General features: G+C 69.8%; 19 protein-coding genes and 1 pseudogene. 4 read left to right on the top strand and 16 right to left on the bottom strand.

Features of this window, described 5'->3' with window-relative positions; translation table 11 throughout:
- The 15 genes and pseudogenes from GY24_RS14660 to GY24_RS14590 form a co-directional block, all read right to left on the bottom strand.
- Positions 1-483: pseudogene (locus GY24_RS14660) on the bottom strand (hypothetical protein); the annotation flags it as partial.
- A complete protein-coding gene (locus GY24_RS14655) occupies positions 480-1,190 on the bottom strand; it encodes a C40 family peptidase (protein WP_193953610.1) in 711 nt (236 codons plus the stop codon). The pseudogene GY24_RS14660 and the gene GY24_RS14655, both read right to left, overlap by 4 nt.
- Positions 1,187-1,627 carry a hypothetical protein gene (locus GY24_RS14650; RefSeq protein WP_231919141.1) on the bottom strand — a complete coding sequence of 147 codons (441 nt, stop codon included), beginning with the start codon at positions 1,625-1,627 and terminating at the stop codon, positions 1,187-1,189. The genes GY24_RS14655 and GY24_RS14650 overlap by 4 nt, the downstream gene beginning before the upstream one ends.
- Positions 1,624-2,991: a FliI/YscN family ATPase gene (locus tag GY24_RS14645; protein WP_104477003.1), complete on the bottom strand. Its 1,368-nt coding sequence runs from the start codon at positions 2,989-2,991 to the stop codon at positions 1,624-1,626. Before GY24_RS14645 ends, GY24_RS14650 begins: the two co-directional genes overlap by 4 nt.
- Positions 2,988-3,644, bottom strand: coding sequence for a FliH/SctL family protein (locus GY24_RS14640; RefSeq protein ID WP_104477001.1), 657 nt, complete (start codon positions 3,642-3,644; stop codon positions 2,988-2,990). Before GY24_RS14640 ends, GY24_RS14645 begins: the two co-directional genes overlap by 4 nt.
- Positions 3,628-4,650 carry a flagellar motor switch protein FliG gene (gene fliG, locus GY24_RS14635; protein WP_104476999.1) on the bottom strand — a complete coding sequence of 341 codons (1,023 nt, stop codon included), beginning with the start codon at positions 4,648-4,650 and terminating at the stop codon, positions 3,628-3,630. Before fliG ends, GY24_RS14640 begins: the two co-directional genes overlap by 17 nt.
- On the bottom strand, positions 4,647-6,236 hold the full coding sequence (gene fliF / locus GY24_RS14630; protein ID WP_104476997.1) for a flagellar basal-body MS-ring/collar protein FliF: 1,590 nt from the start codon (positions 6,234-6,236) through the stop codon (positions 4,647-4,649). Before fliF ends, fliG begins: the two co-directional genes overlap by 4 nt.
- Positions 6,236-6,556 (bottom strand): flagellar hook-basal body complex protein FliE, encoded by a 321-nt coding sequence (fliE, locus tag GY24_RS14625; protein ID WP_083364284.1) that lies wholly within the window; start codon positions 6,554-6,556, stop codon positions 6,236-6,238. Before fliE ends, fliF begins: the two co-directional genes overlap by 1 nt.
- Positions 6,556-6,945 (bottom strand): flagellar basal body rod protein FlgC, encoded by a 390-nt coding sequence (locus tag GY24_RS14620; RefSeq protein ID WP_083364285.1) that lies wholly within the window; start codon positions 6,943-6,945, stop codon positions 6,556-6,558. The genes fliE and GY24_RS14620 overlap by 1 nt, the downstream gene beginning before the upstream one ends.
- A gap of 14 nt (positions 6,946-6,959) precedes the next feature.
- Positions 6,960-7,301 (bottom strand): flagellar basal body rod protein FlgB, encoded by a 342-nt coding sequence (locus GY24_RS14615; protein WP_104476995.1) that lies wholly within the window; start codon positions 7,299-7,301, stop codon positions 6,960-6,962.
- A gap of 130 nt (positions 7,302-7,431) precedes the next feature.
- Complete coding sequence (locus tag GY24_RS14610; protein ID WP_133161212.1) at positions 7,432-7,764, bottom strand: hypothetical protein; 333 nt, start codon at positions 7,762-7,764, stop codon at positions 7,432-7,434.
- Positions 7,757-8,320 (bottom strand): flagellar export chaperone FliS, encoded by a 564-nt coding sequence (gene fliS, locus GY24_RS14605; protein ID WP_324778434.1) that lies wholly within the window; start codon positions 8,318-8,320, stop codon positions 7,757-7,759. The genes GY24_RS14610 and fliS overlap by 8 nt, the downstream gene beginning before the upstream one ends.
- On the bottom strand, positions 8,317-9,693 hold the full coding sequence (fliD, locus tag GY24_RS14600; protein ID WP_104476991.1) for a flagellar filament capping protein FliD: 1,377 nt from the start codon (positions 9,691-9,693) through the stop codon (positions 8,317-8,319). Before fliD ends, fliS begins: the two co-directional genes overlap by 4 nt.
- Before the next feature lie 164 nt (positions 9,694-9,857).
- On the bottom strand, positions 9,858-10,694 hold the full coding sequence (locus GY24_RS14595; RefSeq protein ID WP_104476989.1) for a flagellin N-terminal helical domain-containing protein: 837 nt from the start codon (positions 10,692-10,694) through the stop codon (positions 9,858-9,860).
- A 119-nt stretch (positions 10,695-10,813) separates the two neighbouring features.
- On the bottom strand, positions 10,814-11,623 hold the full coding sequence (locus tag GY24_RS14590) for a sigma-70 family RNA polymerase sigma factor (RefSeq protein ID WP_104476987.1): 810 nt from the start codon (positions 11,621-11,623) through the stop codon (positions 10,814-10,816).
- A 302-nt stretch (positions 11,624-11,925) separates the two neighbouring features.
- Between GY24_RS14590 and flgN the strand changes: the two genes are divergently transcribed.
- From flgN to fliW, 4 genes are read left to right on the top strand one after another with little or no spacing between them, the layout of a single operon-like run.
- Positions 11,926-12,411, top strand: a complete 486-nt coding sequence (gene flgN, locus GY24_RS14585) for a flagellar export chaperone FlgN (protein ID WP_083364291.1) — start codon at positions 11,926-11,928, stop codon at positions 12,409-12,411.
- A gap of 10 nt (positions 12,412-12,421) precedes the next feature.
- Positions 12,422-13,837 (top strand): flagellar hook-associated protein FlgK, encoded by a 1,416-nt coding sequence (gene flgK, locus GY24_RS14580; protein WP_104476985.1) that lies wholly within the window; start codon positions 12,422-12,424, stop codon positions 13,835-13,837.
- Between the two features lie 15 nt (positions 13,838-13,852).
- A complete protein-coding gene (locus GY24_RS14575; RefSeq protein ID WP_233279386.1) occupies positions 13,853-14,725 on the top strand; it encodes a flagellin N-terminal helical domain-containing protein in 873 nt (290 codons plus the stop codon).
- A complete protein-coding gene (gene fliW / locus GY24_RS14570) occupies positions 14,722-15,090 on the top strand; it encodes a flagellar assembly protein FliW (protein ID WP_104476981.1) in 369 nt (122 codons plus the stop codon). Before GY24_RS14575 ends, fliW begins: the two co-directional genes overlap by 4 nt.
- Before the next feature lie 171 nt (positions 15,091-15,261).
- Here the strand turns inward: fliW and GY24_RS14565 are convergent, their stop codons facing one another.
- Complete coding sequence (locus tag GY24_RS14565) at positions 15,262-15,786, bottom strand: glutathione peroxidase (protein ID WP_104477005.1); 525 nt, start codon at positions 15,784-15,786, stop codon at positions 15,262-15,264.
- Between the last annotated feature and the right edge of the window lie 32 nt (positions 15,787-15,818).

Raw genomic sequence — 15,818 nt, 5'->3', positions numbered from 1 at the left:
CACCGTGCCGGCCCCCGCGACGGGCAGGCCCACGGCAGGAACGAGCGGTTGCCCGAGGGCGCCGCCCGCGGTCGGCGGGAGCGGCGCGCCCTGCTGGAGCGGAGCGGCGTCCGCAGCACCGAGCGCCGGGGTCCCGGCGGGCGCAGTCGACGTGGTCGTGGCTGCGGCGGCCAGACCCCAGAAGCCGCTCGCCAGGGCGGCCGCACTCCCCCAGCCGAGTGTGCCTGGCTGCGGCGAGGCCGCGAGCTGTTCCTGGGGAAGCGGTGCGGCGGCGTCCTCGGGGCCGGGCTGCGCGCCGGCATCCGTGCCGGCGCCCGCCCCGGAATCGCCGAGCGGCGCCTGCTCGGCCGCCCCGGCGGCGTTGCCGTCGGCCAGTGTCGCGAGGGCGGCGCCGAAGCCGGCACCGGCGTCGGTCGTTGCCGACGTGGATGCGGGGCCGCTGGCGCGTCCCGGCGAGACGGAGGTGATCAGGGGCATGCTCATCGGGTGCCTCCACTCAGCATGGCGGCGCGGGCCGCGGCGAGCAGCGACTCGTTCACGCTCGTTGTCGCGCTCTGCTGCCCGCCGAGCGAGCCGAGGAGCGCCTGGATGTCGAGTCCCGCGGTGTTCGCGGTGTTCGCGGTGTTCGTCGGGACGATGCGACGGATCGTGACGATGTCGGACTCGTCGAACCAGCGCTCGACGTGGCTGACGGTGCGGCCCTCGTACGGCGCGTGGATGACCTTGTTGTCGCCGGCGTAGATCACGATGTGCTCGGCGTTGTCGGTGACGATGAGGTCGCCCGGCTGCGCCTCGGCCAGCGAGGCGACAGGAGTTCCCGCGGTCATCTGGCCGGAGACCAGTCGCGGCACCTCGATGCCGAGGTCGGCGTAGACGCGCTGCACCAGTCCGGAGCAGTCCATGCCGCTCGCGTCCTCGCCGCCGAAGACGTACGGCACGCCGATGTACTTCATCGCGGCGTCCTTGACCGCGTTGCCGGTGACGCCCTCGCTGCCGGGCACGCCGGTGCCCTGGGTGGCCCCCGCGCCGCTCAGCGCCTGGTTCAGCAGCGCGGTGAAGTCGCTGTTCGCCCCCGAGACGGTGGTGTCGGGCGATGCCGCCGCGCGCGTGGCCGTTGCCCCGTTCAGCTGCTCGATCGTCGAGCGGATGGACTGCATCCGGCCGATCGCCTCGGTCATGGCCGTGGTCATCGTTGGGTCCCCTCTGCCTGGCGCTGCCAGGCTGTGCCGGCCAGCTCGTCGAGCACGATCTGCTCGGCGTGCAACTCCTCGCCGGCCACGGTCTCGGCGTGGCGGGCGGCCAGCTTCTCCAGGCTCAGCGTGTTGCGGCGCGCCGCGGAATACTCCTGCTGGGCCTCCTCGGCGCGGCGCTGCCGCTCCAGGGTGACGGCGCCGAGCTCTGCGACCATGCTGCGCGCGGATGCCCGGGCGGCCGCGATGCCGTGCAGCGCGTCCAGGGTGTCCGGCGTCGCCAACGACTCGCCGAGCCCGGCACGGGCGGCGGCCTCGCGGGCGGCGCTCTCGTGCCGGCCGGCGTTGGCCGCGGCCAGGCTGCCCGCTGCCTCGTCCTGTTCCAGGCGGCGCAGGCGCAGGAGCCCGTCCAGTGCGAATGCTCGTGTCATGCTCATGCCCCCAACAGTCGGCTCAGTCGGGCCAGTGCGGCCCAGGCGTCATCCGCGGTCGATTGATCGCTCATGCTCTGCTGCAGGAAGGCGTTGATCTCGCCCTCGTGGTCGACGGCCGCGTCCACCAGCGGGTTCGTGCCGCGGCGGTAGGCGCCGACGTCGAGCAGGTCCTGTGCCCCGCGGCGGGCGGCGAGGGCGCGGCGCAGCACCGCGGCCTGTTCCCGGCGCTCGGGGGCGGTCACCCGGCTGGCCACGCGGGAGACGGAGCCGAGCGCGTCGATCGACGGGAAGTGCCCGACGACGGCGAGCTTGCGGTCGAGCACCACGTGGCCGTCGAGGATCGAGCGGGCGGAGTCGGCGATGGGCTCGTTATGGTCGTCGCCGTCGACGAGCACCGTGTACATGCCGGTGACGGAGCCGCGCTCGCCCGTTCCCGCGCGCTCCAGCAGCTGGGCGAGCACCGAGAACGTCGAGGGTGGGTAGCCGCGGGTGGCCGGCGGCTCCCCCACGGAGAGGCCGATCTCCCGCTGCGCCATGGCGACGCGGGTGAGCGAGTCCATCATGAGCATGACGTCGTTGCCCTGCTCGCGGAAGGACTCCGCGATCCGGGTGGCCACGAAGGCGGCGCGCAGGCGCATGAGGGCCGGCTCGTCGGAGGTGGACACGACGACGATGGCGCGGGCCAGGCCCTCCGGCCCGAGGTCGTCCTCGAGGAACTCGCGCACCTCGCGGCCGCGCTCTCCGATCAGGGCGATGACGCTGATCTGGGCGTCGGTGCCGCGGGCGATCATGCTGAGCAGCGAGGACTTGCCGACGCCGGAGCCGGCGAACAGGCCGAGGCGCTGCCCCTTGCCGACGGTGGTCAGGGTGTCGAGCGCGCGCACGCCGAGCTGCAGCGGGGTGTCGATGCGGGCGCGGTGCATGGCGGACGGCGCGTCGTTCTGCAGCGAGACGTAGCCGTCGGCCTGCAGCGGGCCCTTGCCGTCGATGGGGCGGCCGAGGCCGTCGAGCACGCGGCCGAAGAGGCCGGTGCCGGTGGGCACGCGCACGGGCTCGTTGCGGGAGCGCACGGGCGTGCCGACCTTGATGCCGGCCATGCGGCCGAGCGGCATGCAGCGGATGCCGCCGCGGGTGGACGCGACGACCTCGGCCTCGATCGGGGCGACGCCGGCGGCATCCTCGCCGCCGAGGCGGACGAGGTCGCCGATGGCGCAGTCCAGCCCGACGACCTCGATGCCGAGGCCGACGATCGAGGACACGACGCCGCTGCGCTCCGGCGCGGCGGCCAGGCTGGCCAGGCGGAGGCGCTCGGCGAGCTCGGAGGGTGCGGCCAGCCTGGCGGCTCCGGCGAGGGTGGCGGGGCTCATGCCGTCTCCTCGAGGAGGGAGAGCGTGGCCCGGTGCAGGGCGCTCTCGATGCGGGCGTCGACGAAGCCGTCGGGGAGCACGGCGCTGGCGTCGCCGCGGCGGAGGGTCGCGTCGGCCTGCACGGTGACGCCCTGCGGAATCTGGCCGGCGCCCTGCAGCAGCGCGAGGTCGTCCTGGTGCAGGTGCACGATGACGTCAGGGTGGCCGGCATCAGAGGCCAGGGCGGCAAGCACCCGCTGGAGTGCGGCGCCGGCGGAGCCCGGCCCGTCCGTGAGCCGGTGGCCGATGACGGCCTCGGCGAGCTCGATCGCGGCGGAGACGAGGGTGGCGTCGCTCTGCTCCAGCAGGGGCAGCGTCGTCCGCTGCACGGCGGAGACGGCCGCGCCCAGCACGGCCTGGACGGCGTCCAGGCGGGCCAGCGACTCCGTGACGGCCGCGGCGTGGGCGGCCTCCAGCTCGGCCAGACGGATGAGGCCTGCGGCATCCGCCTGGCGCAGGCCCTCTGCATACCCGGCTGCGTGGCCGCGCACGCGGGCTCGCTCGGAGATCAGCGCCAGCTCCGCGGGGGCGATGGCTCCGTTCGCACCGGCGCCGGCACCGTCCACGCTGGGGAAGGCCATGGCTGCGAAGTCCGCGTCAATCGACGAACGCATCTTCGTCTCCACGGGTCACGGTGATCTGGCCCTCCGCTTCGAGGGTGCGGATGGCGCGCACCACCTCGGCGCGGGCCTCCTCCACCTGCGAGAGGCGCAGCGGCCCCGTCGAGGCGATCTCGTCGTCGAGGATGTCGCGGTTGCGCTCGGACATGTTGTTGTGGATCATCTCGGAGACGGGCTCCGAGGCGCCCTTCATGGCGACCGCGAGCACGCGGACGTCGATGCCGCGCAGCAGCTGCTGCACGTCGCGCCGCTCCAGGCGCACGATGTCCTCGAAGGTGAGCATGCGCGAGCGCAGCTCCTCGGCCAGGATCGGGTCGCGGAGCTCGAGCCCCTCGAGCACCGCGCGCTCGGTGGCGAGGTCGGCGCGGTTGATGATCTCGACGAGGGGCTGCACGCCGCCGACGACGTCGAAGCTGTCGCGGGAGGACACGACGGCGCCGGTGCGCAGCTTGAGGGTGTCGGCGAGGATCCGCACGGCCTCCGGGGTGGCCGAGCCCATCGTCGCGATGGCCTGCGCCACGTCGGTGCGGGCCGTCTCCTCGAATCCGGCGAGCACGGCGGAGGCGTGCTCCGGCCGCAGGTGCGCGAGCACGAGGGCGGCGGTCTGCGCCAGTTCGTCGGAGAGCAGGGCCTGCACGTGGCTGGCCTCCGCGGCATCCAGGAACTCGAAGGCCCGGCCGGCCATCGTGGAGGCCACGCGGCTCATCACGCCGGCGGCCTTCTCGGCGCCGAAGGAGGCCTCGAGCAGGCCGACGGCGAAGTCGCGCCCGCCCCTGGTCTGCCGGGCACCGCGGGTGGCCAGGGTGTGGAACTCGGCGAGGGTCGCCTCGGCGAGGGTGGCGTCAACGCGGCGCAGGCGGATGATCTCGCCGGCGATCTCCTCCGCCTCGTGCTCGTCGAACTGCTTCATCACGGCGGCCGCGCGCTGCGGATCCATGTTCATCAGGACGACCGCGGCCTTCTGGGTGCCGCTCAGCGTCGCGCCCTTTGAGCCGTTCATACGCTCTGCCTGTCATCCATGAGCGCCCGCAGGTACTCGGCGGTCTTCTGGGGGTCGCGCTCCGCGAGCATCTCGATCTCCGAGCGGGTGCGGTCGGCATCCGGTGCGATCGGCATGACCGGCAGAACCTCGGTCTCGAGCTGCATGGGCGTCGTCTGGGCCGCCAGGATCAACGGCTGCTGCTGCGCGGCCTCCAGTGCCTCCCGTGCTGCCTCGAGCTCTGCCTCGTCGACGGCCTCGCGGCGGGCGCGCCGCGAGCGGCTCACCAGCACCGCGGCCAGCACGACCAGGAGCAGCGCGGCGAGGGCGATGATTCCGGTGCGCACCAGCGACGTGAGCTGTTCGCCCGCCGCGACCTCCTTGGCGTCGTTGAGCGCCTGCTGGGCGGCTGCGGCGCCGCTGGCGTCGAAGGTCATCGCCTCGACGGTGACGGTGTCGCCGCGGTCGACGTCGATGCCGGCCGCCGCGGAGACGAGCGCGCGGAGGTTGCGGATGTTCACGGTGCTCGCGTCGCTCACCGCGACGGAGACCGACTGCCGGCTCAGCGTGCCGGCGGGGATGGTGCGGGTCTCGGTGACCTTGTCGATCGCGTTGTTGCGGGTGACCGACTCGGAGTTGAACGTGCCGTCGCCTGCGCCGCCCGGCACCGCGATGTTGTCCGGGCCGAGCACGCCGGCTCCGGTGCCGCCCGTGCCCGTGTACGACTCGGTCGCCCTGGACTCGTTCAACGAGGCGATGGCCTCCGGTGCGGTGAACGTCTCGGCCGTGCGCTCTGCCGACTCGGTGCTGACGTCGGCGGCAACCACGACGGTGGCGTTGCCGGGGCCGACGACCTTGTCGAGCATGGCCTGCACGGAGTCGCGCACCCGGGTCTCGTAGTCGCTGGCGAGCTTGCCCGCGCCGCCGGTCGGGCTGCCGCCGACGGCCGAGAGCACGGTGCCGGACGAGTCGATGACTGCGACATCCGTCGACGTCATGCCCTCGATGGAGGCGGAGGTGAGGTGCACGATCGCCTGCACCTGGTCGGCGCCCAGGGTGACGCCGCGGGTGGTCTCGATGAACACGGATGCCGTCGGTGCCTGCTTCTCGGCGGCGAAGACCGTCTCCTGCGGGATGGCGAGGCGCACCGATGCCGTCTTCACACCACTCAGCGCGCTGATCGTCGAGGCGAGCTCGCCCTCGAGCGCCCGCTTGTAGGTGACGGACTGCTGGAACTCCGAGGTGGTGACGCCCATCTTGTCGAGCAGGGAGTAACCGCCGTTGCTCGCGCTCGGCAGCCCGGCCGCTGCGGCCTTGAGGCGCTGCGCGTAGACGTCGTCCTGCGGCACGAGGATGCTCGAGCCTCCGTCGCTGAGCTGGTACGGGATGGCGTCGGACTGCAGCTGCTCGACGACCGCGTTGGCGTCGGCGGCCTGCAGCCCGGTGAACAGCGGCGCGTAGGAGGGGCGGCTGAGCCAGACGCCGAGGCCGGCGACGCCGAGCACCAGCACGGCGACCGCCAGCAGCGCGATGGTGCGCTGGGCGACGGTGAACTCGCGCAGTGCCGCCGTGAAGCGTGCCAGTGCGGAGGTGACCTGACGGGGCATCAGGCCTGCATCCTCATGATCTCGTTGAAGGCGTCGACACCCTTGTTGCGCACGGCGGCGACGAGCTCGACGGTCACCTGGGCCCTGGTCGAGGCGATCGTGGCGGCGTGGATGTCGGTCAAGTCGCCGGTGACGGCGCGCAGCGCCAGCTCACTGGAGTTGGTCTGCAACTGCTGCATGTTCTCGACGGCTCCGCTCAGCGCGGTGGCGAAGCCGGCTCCCCCGGTCCCTGCCGGTGCGGCGGCCTGGTCCAGGTAGCCGCTCGGGCGCACGCCCTGCACCGCTCCGGCGCCGATGGCGTCAATAGCTCCGATGGGCATTAGCCACGTCCGATCTGGAGGGCGGCCTGGTAGCTCTCCTTGGCTCTGTCGACGACAGCGGCATTGGCCTGGTAGCCGCGCTGCGCCATGATCAGCTGCCCCATCTGGGCGCCGAGGTCGATCTCCGGGTAGCGCACGTAGCCGTTGGCGTCGGCCAGGGGGTGCTCCGGTTCGTGCACCATCCGGCCCTCTGCGTCGCCGAGCGCCGTGCCCGCGACGAAGACGCCGCCCTGCTCGCCCTGCTGGGCGAGCACGTAGCGCTCCTGGAACGCGGCACCGTCGGTGCCGGTGACGGTGTTGATGTTGGCGATGTTGTCTGAGATCGCGTCGAGCCACTTGCGGTGCACGTTCATGGCCGATCCGGCGATTCCGATGGCGTCAAAAGTCATGGTCTGTTCCCCGCTCAGTTGCTTCTCATGGCGCTGCGGACGCTCGTGAACTGGCCCTCGATGGCACGCGAGGCGAACTGGAATCGCAGCACGGTGTCGATGTTGGAGAGCGTCTCGGTGTCGAGGTTCACGTTGTTGCCGTTGAGCTTGGTCGGCTCGAGCGAGCGCTCCGTCGTGGCATCCGCGTGCCCGTCACCGCGTGCGATCGAGCTGGCGAGTGCGCCCTCGAAGGCGACCCGCTTGGCGTGGTAGCCGGCGGTGTTGATGTTGGCGATGTTGTCGGCGATCGCGCGCTGGCGCGCAGACAGGCCGTCCAGCGCACTGGAGAGCGCGGAGAAGCTCACGGAATCGAACACATTCGTCCTTCATGACGGCGATGCGGCTGACAAGTGGCCGATCCGTGGCCGAGAGAGGTGAGCGATCCGTGCTCAGTAATAGTTATCGACCGGATGCCGGCATCCGTTAGTGCGCGAAGGAATCTTGGGCTCAGCCCGAGACGTCGAGGTAGACGGATGCGGCTGCGCGCGGGCGCGGCACGGCACGCAAAGCCTCGAGGTGGCGCAGCACCTGGGTGCGCTCGGCGACCAACTCGGTCTCGCGCTCGCGTTGACGGCGGTGCAGTGCGTCCGCGCGGTCGCGCAGTGAGGCGGGCAGCACGGGAAGCTGGGTGGGCGAGCTCCACATGCCGAGCTCGGCATGGGAATCGTCGTCGAGCTCGACCGGCGCCTCGAGCTCGGCTTCCAGCTCGGTGAGCACGCGCAGCCAGAGCTCTTCCGCGTCATCCGAGCTGCGCGCGGACAGGCTTTCAGGTTTAGGCAATGCCGAGCGCCCCCGCACCGAGCGTGGCCGGCGCAGCCGGCAGGATGGCCGCGGCGTCGTGCCAGGTCTGCCGGAGCGGTTCGAGGAGAACGATGGACTCGCGCGTGCGCGCCACGTCGCGGTGGATGTTGGCCATCACGAGGGCGTTCGTCACGTAGGTGTAGAGCGCGAGCAGGCCGTCGGCGCCGTCCCAGACGTCGAGCTTGAGCGAGCCGCTCAGCTCGGTCAGGATGGCCTGCGCGTGTTGCAGCTGCTCGCTGGCAGCCGGCCAGTTCTCGGCCAGCTGAGCCTGCTCGGCCCGGCTCAGGTCGAGCAGCAGACGGTCGTAGAGCATGGTGAGCAGCCGTACCGGTGTCGCGGACAGCACGGCATCGCGGCCGAGCTGGGCGGCGCGGTCGGCCGCTCCGCGGTCGGCGACGGGGCGCTGCACCGAGGGGAAGGGGGTAACGCCGGCGAGCGAGGTGAGAGGCGCTGCTGCGGGTGCCGGCAGCGGCTGTGCCTCGTGCTCGCCGGAGGCGGGTGACTCGTTCGGCTCGGGGTTGACGATCAGCTTCACTGCGAGTTCCCGGAGTTCAGGCCGGCCAGCTGCGATCCGATCCAGGACGACTGCGCGTTCAGCTTGCTGAGCTGCACCTCGAGCGCCGAGTAGGTGCGCTTGAGGGTGGCCTCGCGCAACTCGAGTCGGCGGTCCCAGTTCGCGATCTGCTCGGTGATGTCCTTGGAGAGGGACGTCTGGCCGGTGATCTTGTTGGTGAGCTGGCCGTCGTACTTGTCAGAGGCAGCGCGAGCGGCTTCCTCGAGGCGCGTCGAGATGGTGGTGAGCACCTTCTGCGTGCCGGCCGGGTCTGCCGCCATCGACTTGGCGAACTTCTCGGCGTCGAACTCGATGCGACCGCCCTTGGTGATGCTGATGCCGAACTCCGACGGCGAGCGACCGTCGATGGGGGCGGATGCCGCGGTGATGAGCTTCTGCTCTGCGTCGCGCACGGTGCTGTCGGAGCTGAACACGCCACCCGTCACCACGGGCTTGCCGTCGCTGCCCGTTGTGGTGGTGAGGGTTCGCTTCGTCGCGATGAAGTCGAAGATCTCGTTGAGCTTGCCGATGAGCGTCTCGGCCACCTTGCCGATCGCCGCGTCATCGCGGGCAACCGTGACGGTGATCGGCTTGGCGCTGGTCTCGGTGACGGCAACGCTGATGCCGGGCACCAGGTCGGTGAAGGTGTTGCTGCTCGAGGTGATGGTCTGCGCGGCTGCCGTGCCCTTCCACAGGGTGACTTCGGCGTTCTCGGCGCTGCGGATGGTGGTGGCGGTGAGCTGCGCGGAGGTGCCGGCGGTGACGCCTGCCGCGCTCCCCTCGTACACGGTGAATGCCCCGGCCGTGCCCGACTCCTTGGCCGTGAGCTGCAGGCGGTACAAGGTCTCGCCGGTTCCGGCGTCGACGCCGGAGGCGACGCGGGTGGCCTGCACCCCGGCATCGGCGGCGTTGATGGCCGAGACGACGTCGAACATCGAGGACGACTCGGCGGTGATCTCCTTCAGAGTGCCGTCTGCAGCCTTGATGGTGAGCACGGGAGGGTCTGTCGGCCACGCCGCCATGGCGTCGGTCACGAGCTGCTGCGACTGGGCGAGCTTCTCGACGGTCACGTCGAGCTGTGTGGCGCCGGCGCCCGTGCTGACGGTGACGGTCGCCGACTTGTCGGAGCTTGTGGCGGTGTAGAGGTCGAGGGCATCCGCCTTCATGCCGTTCTTGCCCAGCTCCGCCAGTGCGGCGACCGAGCTGTTCAACGTCTGCAGCGACTTGAGGTAGTTCTGGGTGGAGACGAACTTGTTCTGCAGGATGTTCTGCGGAATCGCCTCAACAGCCATGAGTGACTTGATGAGGTCTGCGGTGTTGAGCCCACTGACCAGGCCGTCGAGCGAGATTCCCATGAGTTCTGCCTTCGCGTTTCAACTGGTGCGCGGCGCCGGCCACGCGGGTGGGGACTGCACGAGGGCCGGTGCTGGATCGCGACAGGAATGTCGCGCCCGGCACCGGCCGTCGTTGTGTAGTGATGCCCTACTGCTGATCAGATGCGGCGTGTTGCCGCGCCTGGCTAGCGGAGGAGCTGCAGAACGCCCTGGTTGGACTGGTTCGCCTGCGCGAGCATGGCGGTACCGGCCTGCGAGAGCACGTTCGAGCGGGTGTACTTGACCATCTCGGAGGCCATGTCGGTGTCGCGGATGCGCGACTCGGCAGCCGAGAGGTTCTCCTTCGACACGTTGAGGCTCTTGATGGTCGACTCGAAGCGGTTCTGCTGCGCACCGAGGTCGGCGCGAGCGGTCGAGATCGAGGCGATGTGGCCGTCGAGAGCCGTGATCGTGGCCAGCGCAGCGGTCTTGTCGGCGAAGCCGGCAGTCGCGAGCGTGGTGACGGCCCCACCGATCGTCGAGACGTTGGTGAGGTTGACGTCGATCTGGTCCTGAGCGGCAATGCCACCGGCGCCGACCTGGAAGGTCAGGCTGGTGTTGGTGCCGTCGAGCAGCTTGATGCCGTTGAAGTTGGTCGATGCACCGATGCGGGTGAGCTCTGCGCCCAGCGCGGTGACCTCCGTGGCGATGGCCTCACGCGACTTCACGTTGTTCGAGTCGTTGCCGGACTGAACGGCGAGGTCACGCACGCGCTGCAGGATGGAGTGAACCTCGGTCAGGGCGCCTTCAGCGGTCTGGATGACGCTGATGCCGTCCTGCGCGTTGCGGGCGGCGACGGTCATGCCACCGACCTGCGAACGCAGACCCTCGGAGATCGCGAGGCCAGCTGCATCGTCGGCCGCACGGTTGATACGCAGACCACTGGAGAGCTTCTCCAGCGACTTCGACAGGTCGTTCTGCGTGATGGACAGGTTGCGGTACGAGTTGTTCGCCGCGATGTTGGTGTTGATCTGCATACCCATGGTGAAATCCTCCGTGATGTGGGTTCTGGTTCACCGGCCCATCCGTGGGCCAGTACTTTGCACAATCGGCTGCTCGGCGGCATCCGTTAGTGGGTCGTGGAAAAACTTCGACGCGCCGGCTATCCGACGTTGCTGATCAGCGTGACGCTGGCCGCTTTGGTGCCCTGGCCGAGGTGTTCTTCGAAGCGGGAGAGGTACGCAACGCGGCGCGTTGCGGTGACCTTGGGGTCCGGGAGGCTCTGCACCTCCGCGTCGTCGGAGTAGCGCGAGCCGAGGCCGTCGCGGATGAGCCGGAGCCCCTCCGAGCGCTGCTGCGAGACGGCGGAGTGCGAGATGCCGAGTTCTTCCGCGACCTCTTTGACGGAGCGGTCGTCGAAGTAGATGGCACGCACGATCATCGCCATGCGCTCCGGCAGGGCGTCGACGGCGGCGGTCACGTAGCGCTGGCGCTCGTCGAGGAGCAACGACTCCTCCGGCGAGGTCATCTCGGAGACGAGGTACTCCGCCGTGCTGTCGTCGATGGTCGTGACGGTGCGCGCGGCATCGGAGAGAGCGGCGGACGCCGTCTCCCTGTCCACCCCGAGGGCGGCGGCCAGCTCGTCAACGCTCGGAACGCGGCCGAGCGAGGCGGTCAGGGCCTCGCGAGCGGAGACGGTCTCGGTGATCCGCTTGCGGGCAGAGCGCGTTGCCCAGTCGCTGGAGCGCATCTCGTCGGCGAAGGCGCCGAGGATGCGGGTGCGGGCATAGGCACCGAAAGGTATGCCGCGATCGATATCGAAATTGTCGGCGCAGTGCACCAGCGCCAAGGCGCCGGCTGCTGCGAGATCATCCCGAGAGAGGTGAGTGGCCCTGGCACAGACATCGGCGACCAGATAGCCGACAAGCGGCAGGTTGGCCACAACGAGCTCATTGCGTTCCGCACGATTCACAAATATCAATTCCTGCAGTTGTGGCAGCGTGCAGGGTTCACGTACCGGTTCGGACGATTGACTCGGGTATTCGGGTCAGTTCCTCGGGTGCTTTCAACGTTAACGATGTGAGCGACGCGACACACGGTAGGACTGTCCCCCAATGTGGGTGTCCTCCAAAAGGACCACCCTCGTTCGGGGTTGGGGGACATACCGGTGGTTTCAGGGGCCTTCACTAACATGAATGCGACGGCTGCCGAGAGTGGGTTGAGACCGGACAAGGTCCCCCTGCTTCCGACAGCACCCGACAGAAAGGCGAGCCAGTGGGCGTCAACGAACTCTCTGCTGTGCTCTGGCGTGAGCGGGAGCTGCTCGAGCTTCTCTTGTTCAAGCTCGAGGAGGAGCAGCTGCTGCTCACGGCCGGCAAGTCCCGTTGGGTGGGTCATGCCAGTCGCGAGATCGAGCAGGTCATGGTTCGCCTGCGCGAGGTCGCCCTCGGCCGTTCCGTCGAGGTCACCGCGGTCGCGACCGAGTGGTCATGCCCGGAGGACGCCACGCTCCGCGAGGTCATCGCGGCAGCACCGGTCGGCCCCTGGCAGGACATCTTCACCGCCCACCTCACCGCGATGACGGAGCTCACCGCGCAGATCCGCGATGTGCGCGACGTGAACGAACAGTTCTTGCGCACCGCCGTGCGCAGCGTGCAGGAGACGCTCGCCGGGGTGGAAGCGGTCTCGGGTACCTACGACGCGAGCGGCGCCGCACAGCACGCCCAGTCGTCATCCATGCTCTTCGACGAGAAATTGTGAGTCAACGCACGTGAGCACATTCAGCGGACTGAACACCGCCTATCGCGGGCTCTCCGCGGCCAAGGCGGGCATCGACGTTGCGGGGCAGAACATCGCCAACTCCCGCACAGAGGGCTACACCAGGCAGCGGCTGAACACCTCCGCCATCGGCGGGCCATCGATGGCCGGCAAGTTCTCGGTCGGCGTCCGCCCGGGCGGCGGCGTCAACATCGACGGCATCGCCCGCCTGGGCGACATGCACCTCGATGCGCGGGTGCGCGCCTCCGCTGCCGTCTCCGGCTTCAGCGCGGTGCGCGCCGGCGTGTTCTCCGGCCTCGAATCGGCACTGCACGAGCCAGGCCCCAACGGCATCTCGACGCAATTGCAGAGCTTCTGGGCCTCCTGGCAGGAGCTGTCCAACAGCCCTGGCGAGGCCACGCAATCCGGTCTGCTGCTGCAGCAGTCACAGGTGCTGGCCCAGCAGATCTCTTCCACCTACACCGAGTTCGACAACCAGTGGACTCAGGTGCGCGGCGAGGTGCGCGACCTCACCGCCGAACTGAATGGCGCCGCGGCGCAGCTCGCCGACCTGAACGGGCGGATCCGTCAGGCGACGGCATCCGGTGGCTCGGTGAACGAGCTCCTCGACCAGCGCAGCCTCCTCGCCACGACGATCGCCACCATCGCAGGCGGCACGATCCGCGATGCCGGCGATGGCACCATCGACGTGTACATCGGGGGCAACGCCCTCGTCACGGGCACCACGGCGCGCACCGTCAACGTCATCGGCTCGAACACCATGGCGGGCTCAGACACCTCCCCCGTCACGCTGGAGTGGGCGCACCGCCCCGGCTCGGCAATCTCCCTCGATGGGGGCGAGTTGGCCGGGGCCGTCTCGACCCTGGCTCCGGCCGCGGCCGGCGGCGGCATCGCCAAGGCCGCTGAGTCGCTGAACAACTTCGCCCAGAAGCTGGCGGATGCCGTGAACACCGTGCACCGCACCGGCGTCAGCGCCGACGGCAGCACCAACCTCGAGTTCTTCGCCTTCACCGCCGGCAAGCCGGCCGCCCAGGGCCTCACGGTCGTGCCGACCAGTGCGGCCGGTATTGCCACCGCCGGACCCGGCCAGGGCGCGCTCGACGGCAGCATCGCCGACGCCATCTCGCAGCTCGGCACGGGGGCCGGCTCACCGGACTCCGTCTGGTCGAGCTTCGTCGTGGAGCTCGGCATCGCGACCCGGTCAGAGAACCGCCAAGCCGATCTCGCCGCCCTGGCCACCACGTCGGCCGTCGGGATGCAGCTGGCGAACGCATCCGTCGACATCGACGAGGAGAACGTGAGCCTGCTCATGTACCAGCACGCCTACCAGGGCGCCGCGCGCGTCATGACTGCCGTCGACGAGATGCTCGACGTGCTGATCAACCGCACCGGACTCGTGGGGAGATAACGCATGATCACTCGAGTGACCCAACAGACGTCGATGCTCGCGGCTCAGCGCAACCTGCAGTCGAACGCGGCACAGCTGGCCAAGCTGCAAGACCAGGCGATGACGCGCAAGGCCTTCTCGCGCGCATCGGAAGACCCGAGCGGCGCAGCCGATGCGCTGCGGATCCGGGCACAGCAGCGGGCCAACGACCAGCACAGCCGCAACATCGACAACGGCCTGGGCTGGGTCACCACCCTCGACTCGACGCTCACCGCGGTGAACGACCTGATGAAGCGCGTGCGCGACTTGACGGTGCAGGGCGCCAACGACGGCTCGCTCTCCTCCACCGCCAAGGAAGCCATAGCCGTCGAGCTGGACGGCCTCAAGGACCAGCTGCTCGGCCTGGCCAACACGCAGTACCTCGGGCGCAGCGTCTTCGCCGGCAACTCCAGCGCCGGCGCCGCGTTCAACCCCGACTTCAGCTTCACCGGAACCCCGGGCAGCACGGTCGACCGGCGCATCGGACCCGACTCGACGGTCCGCGTCGACAGCGACGGCCTCGCCGTCTTCGGCCAGGGAGCCACCTCGGCGTTCGCCCTCATCGAGGGCATCGCCGCCGATCTCCGAGGCGGCACAAACATCGGCACCCGCCTGACCGCCATCGATCAGAGCATGAACGCCATCCGAACCGAACACTCCGCGGTCGGTAGCCGCCACGCAGTCATCATGCGCGCCGAGGAGGCAGTCATGGACAAAACCGTCAGCTTCGAGGCGCAACGAGCCGGGGTGGAGGACATCGAGATCAGCCGCATCATCCTCGACCTCAAGGCTCAGGAGATCACCTACCAGGCCGCACTGGGCGTCACGGCCCGCGTGCTGCAGCCGACGCTGATGGACTTCCTCCGATGAGCGCGCTGAGCTTCGTCGCCTCGCCTCCCGGCTTCGAGCCGAGCCTGCGCTTCGAGTTCGCGCCGGTGCCCGATTCCGTCGGCCTGTACACGCTGACTGCTGACGATGACGCGGCACGGCGTGTCTTCGTCGTCGATGCCGCGATCTACCTGCCCGACTACGCGCCGAGCCTCAGCACGCAGCAGGGCGAGTCGCTCGGCCTCCGCTCCGGCGCCGACGCTCAGGTGTACGTCGTGGCCAACGCCGCGGAGTCCGGCACCACCGTCAACCTGCTGGCCCCGATCGTCGTGAACGCCGCGACGAACACCGCCGCCCAGTTCATCCTGGACGGCGACTGGCCACTGCGCGCCCCGCTCGGCGCCTAGAGCTCACACAGCACAGGACCACAACCTCGCCGCGGCGCATCTGCGCCCGGCCCGGCTGTGGTCCTGTGTTTTTTGTGCACGGTGCTCGTGCGAGGTTCTGCTGCGTGCTGGCTTCGGTCGCAGGCTCCCCCGAGCCAACCGGGTGGGTCGACAGGCTCACCCAGCGACGGGTCAGGCGACGGGAGGGGCCTCGGTCGGCTCGGCGGCACGACGGGCAGGCAGGCCCGCCTCGATGGCGGCGATCACGGCGGGGTCGTCGGGCTTGACCGCCGAGCGGAAGCGCGAGATCGTGCCGTCGGCGCCGATCACGAACTTCTCGAAGTTCCACTTGACGCGGCCAGACTTGCCTGCGGCATCCGGGACATCGTGCAACTCGGCATAGAGCGGGTGCGCGTGCCGGCCGTTGACCTTGATCTTCTCCATCAGCGGGAAGCTGACGCCGTAGTTCAGCTGGCAGAAGTCTTGGATCTTTTCGGCGTTGCCCGGCTCCTGCCCGGCGAACTGATTGCAGGGCAGGCCGATGACGGTGAGGCCCTGCTCACCGTATTTCTCGTGCAACGCCTCCAGCTGGGCGTACTGCGGGGTGAAGCCGCACTTGGACGCCACGTTCACCAGGAGCACGGCGCCGTCGCCGTACTCAGCCAGGGTCGTGGTGCGGCCGTCGAGGGTGGTCAGGGGTATCTCTCGGATGCTCACATCGACAGCGTACGCGGATTCACCCTGCCAGC

Source organism: Microterricola pindariensis (genome assembly GCF_002936985.1).
In the GTDB taxonomy this organism is placed as follows: Bacteria; Actinomycetota; Actinomycetes; order Actinomycetales; family Microbacteriaceae; genus Microterricola; species Microterricola pindariensis.
Note: the sequence above shows the minus strand (reverse complement) of the source record. Positions and strands in the feature narration are given on the sequence as shown.

Excerpts from the sequence above, each read along its gene's own strand:
- GY24_RS14655 (WP_193953610.1), bottom strand. The coding sequence starts at position 1,190 with ATGACCACGGCCATGACCGAGGCGATCGGCCGGATGCAGTCCATCCGC.
- GY24_RS14650 (WP_231919141.1), bottom strand. The coding sequence starts at position 1,627 with ATGAGCATGACACGAGCATTCGCACTGGACGGGCTCCTGCGCCTGCGC.
- GY24_RS14645 (WP_104477003.1), bottom strand. The coding sequence starts at position 2,991 with ATGAGCCCCGCCACCCTCGCCGGAGCCGCCAGGCTGGCCGCACCCTCC.
- GY24_RS14640 (WP_104477001.1), bottom strand. The coding sequence starts at position 3,644 with ATGCGTTCGTCGATTGACGCGGACTTCGCAGCCATGGCCTTCCCCAGC.
- fliG (WP_104476999.1), bottom strand. The coding sequence starts at position 4,650 with ATGAACGGCTCAAAGGGCGCGACGCTGAGCGGCACCCAGAAGGCCGCG.
- fliF (WP_104476997.1), bottom strand. The coding sequence starts at position 6,236 with ATGCCCCGTCAGGTCACCTCCGCACTGGCACGCTTCACGGCGGCACTG.
- fliE (WP_083364284.1), bottom strand. The coding sequence starts at position 6,556 with ATGCCCATCGGAGCTATTGACGCCATCGGCGCCGGAGCGGTGCAGGGC.
- GY24_RS14620 (WP_083364285.1), bottom strand. The coding sequence starts at position 6,945 with ATGACTTTTGACGCCATCGGAATCGCCGGATCGGCCATGAACGTGCAC.
- fliD (WP_104476991.1), bottom strand. The coding sequence starts at position 9,693 with ATGGGAATCTCGCTCGACGGCCTGGTCAGTGGGCTCAACACCGCAGAC.
- GY24_RS14595 (WP_104476989.1), bottom strand. The coding sequence starts at position 10,694 with ATGGGTATGCAGATCAACACCAACATCGCGGCGAACAACTCGTACCGC.
- fliW (WP_104476981.1), top strand. The coding sequence starts at position 14,722 with ATGAGCGCGCTGAGCTTCGTCGCCTCGCCTCCCGGCTTCGAGCCGAGC.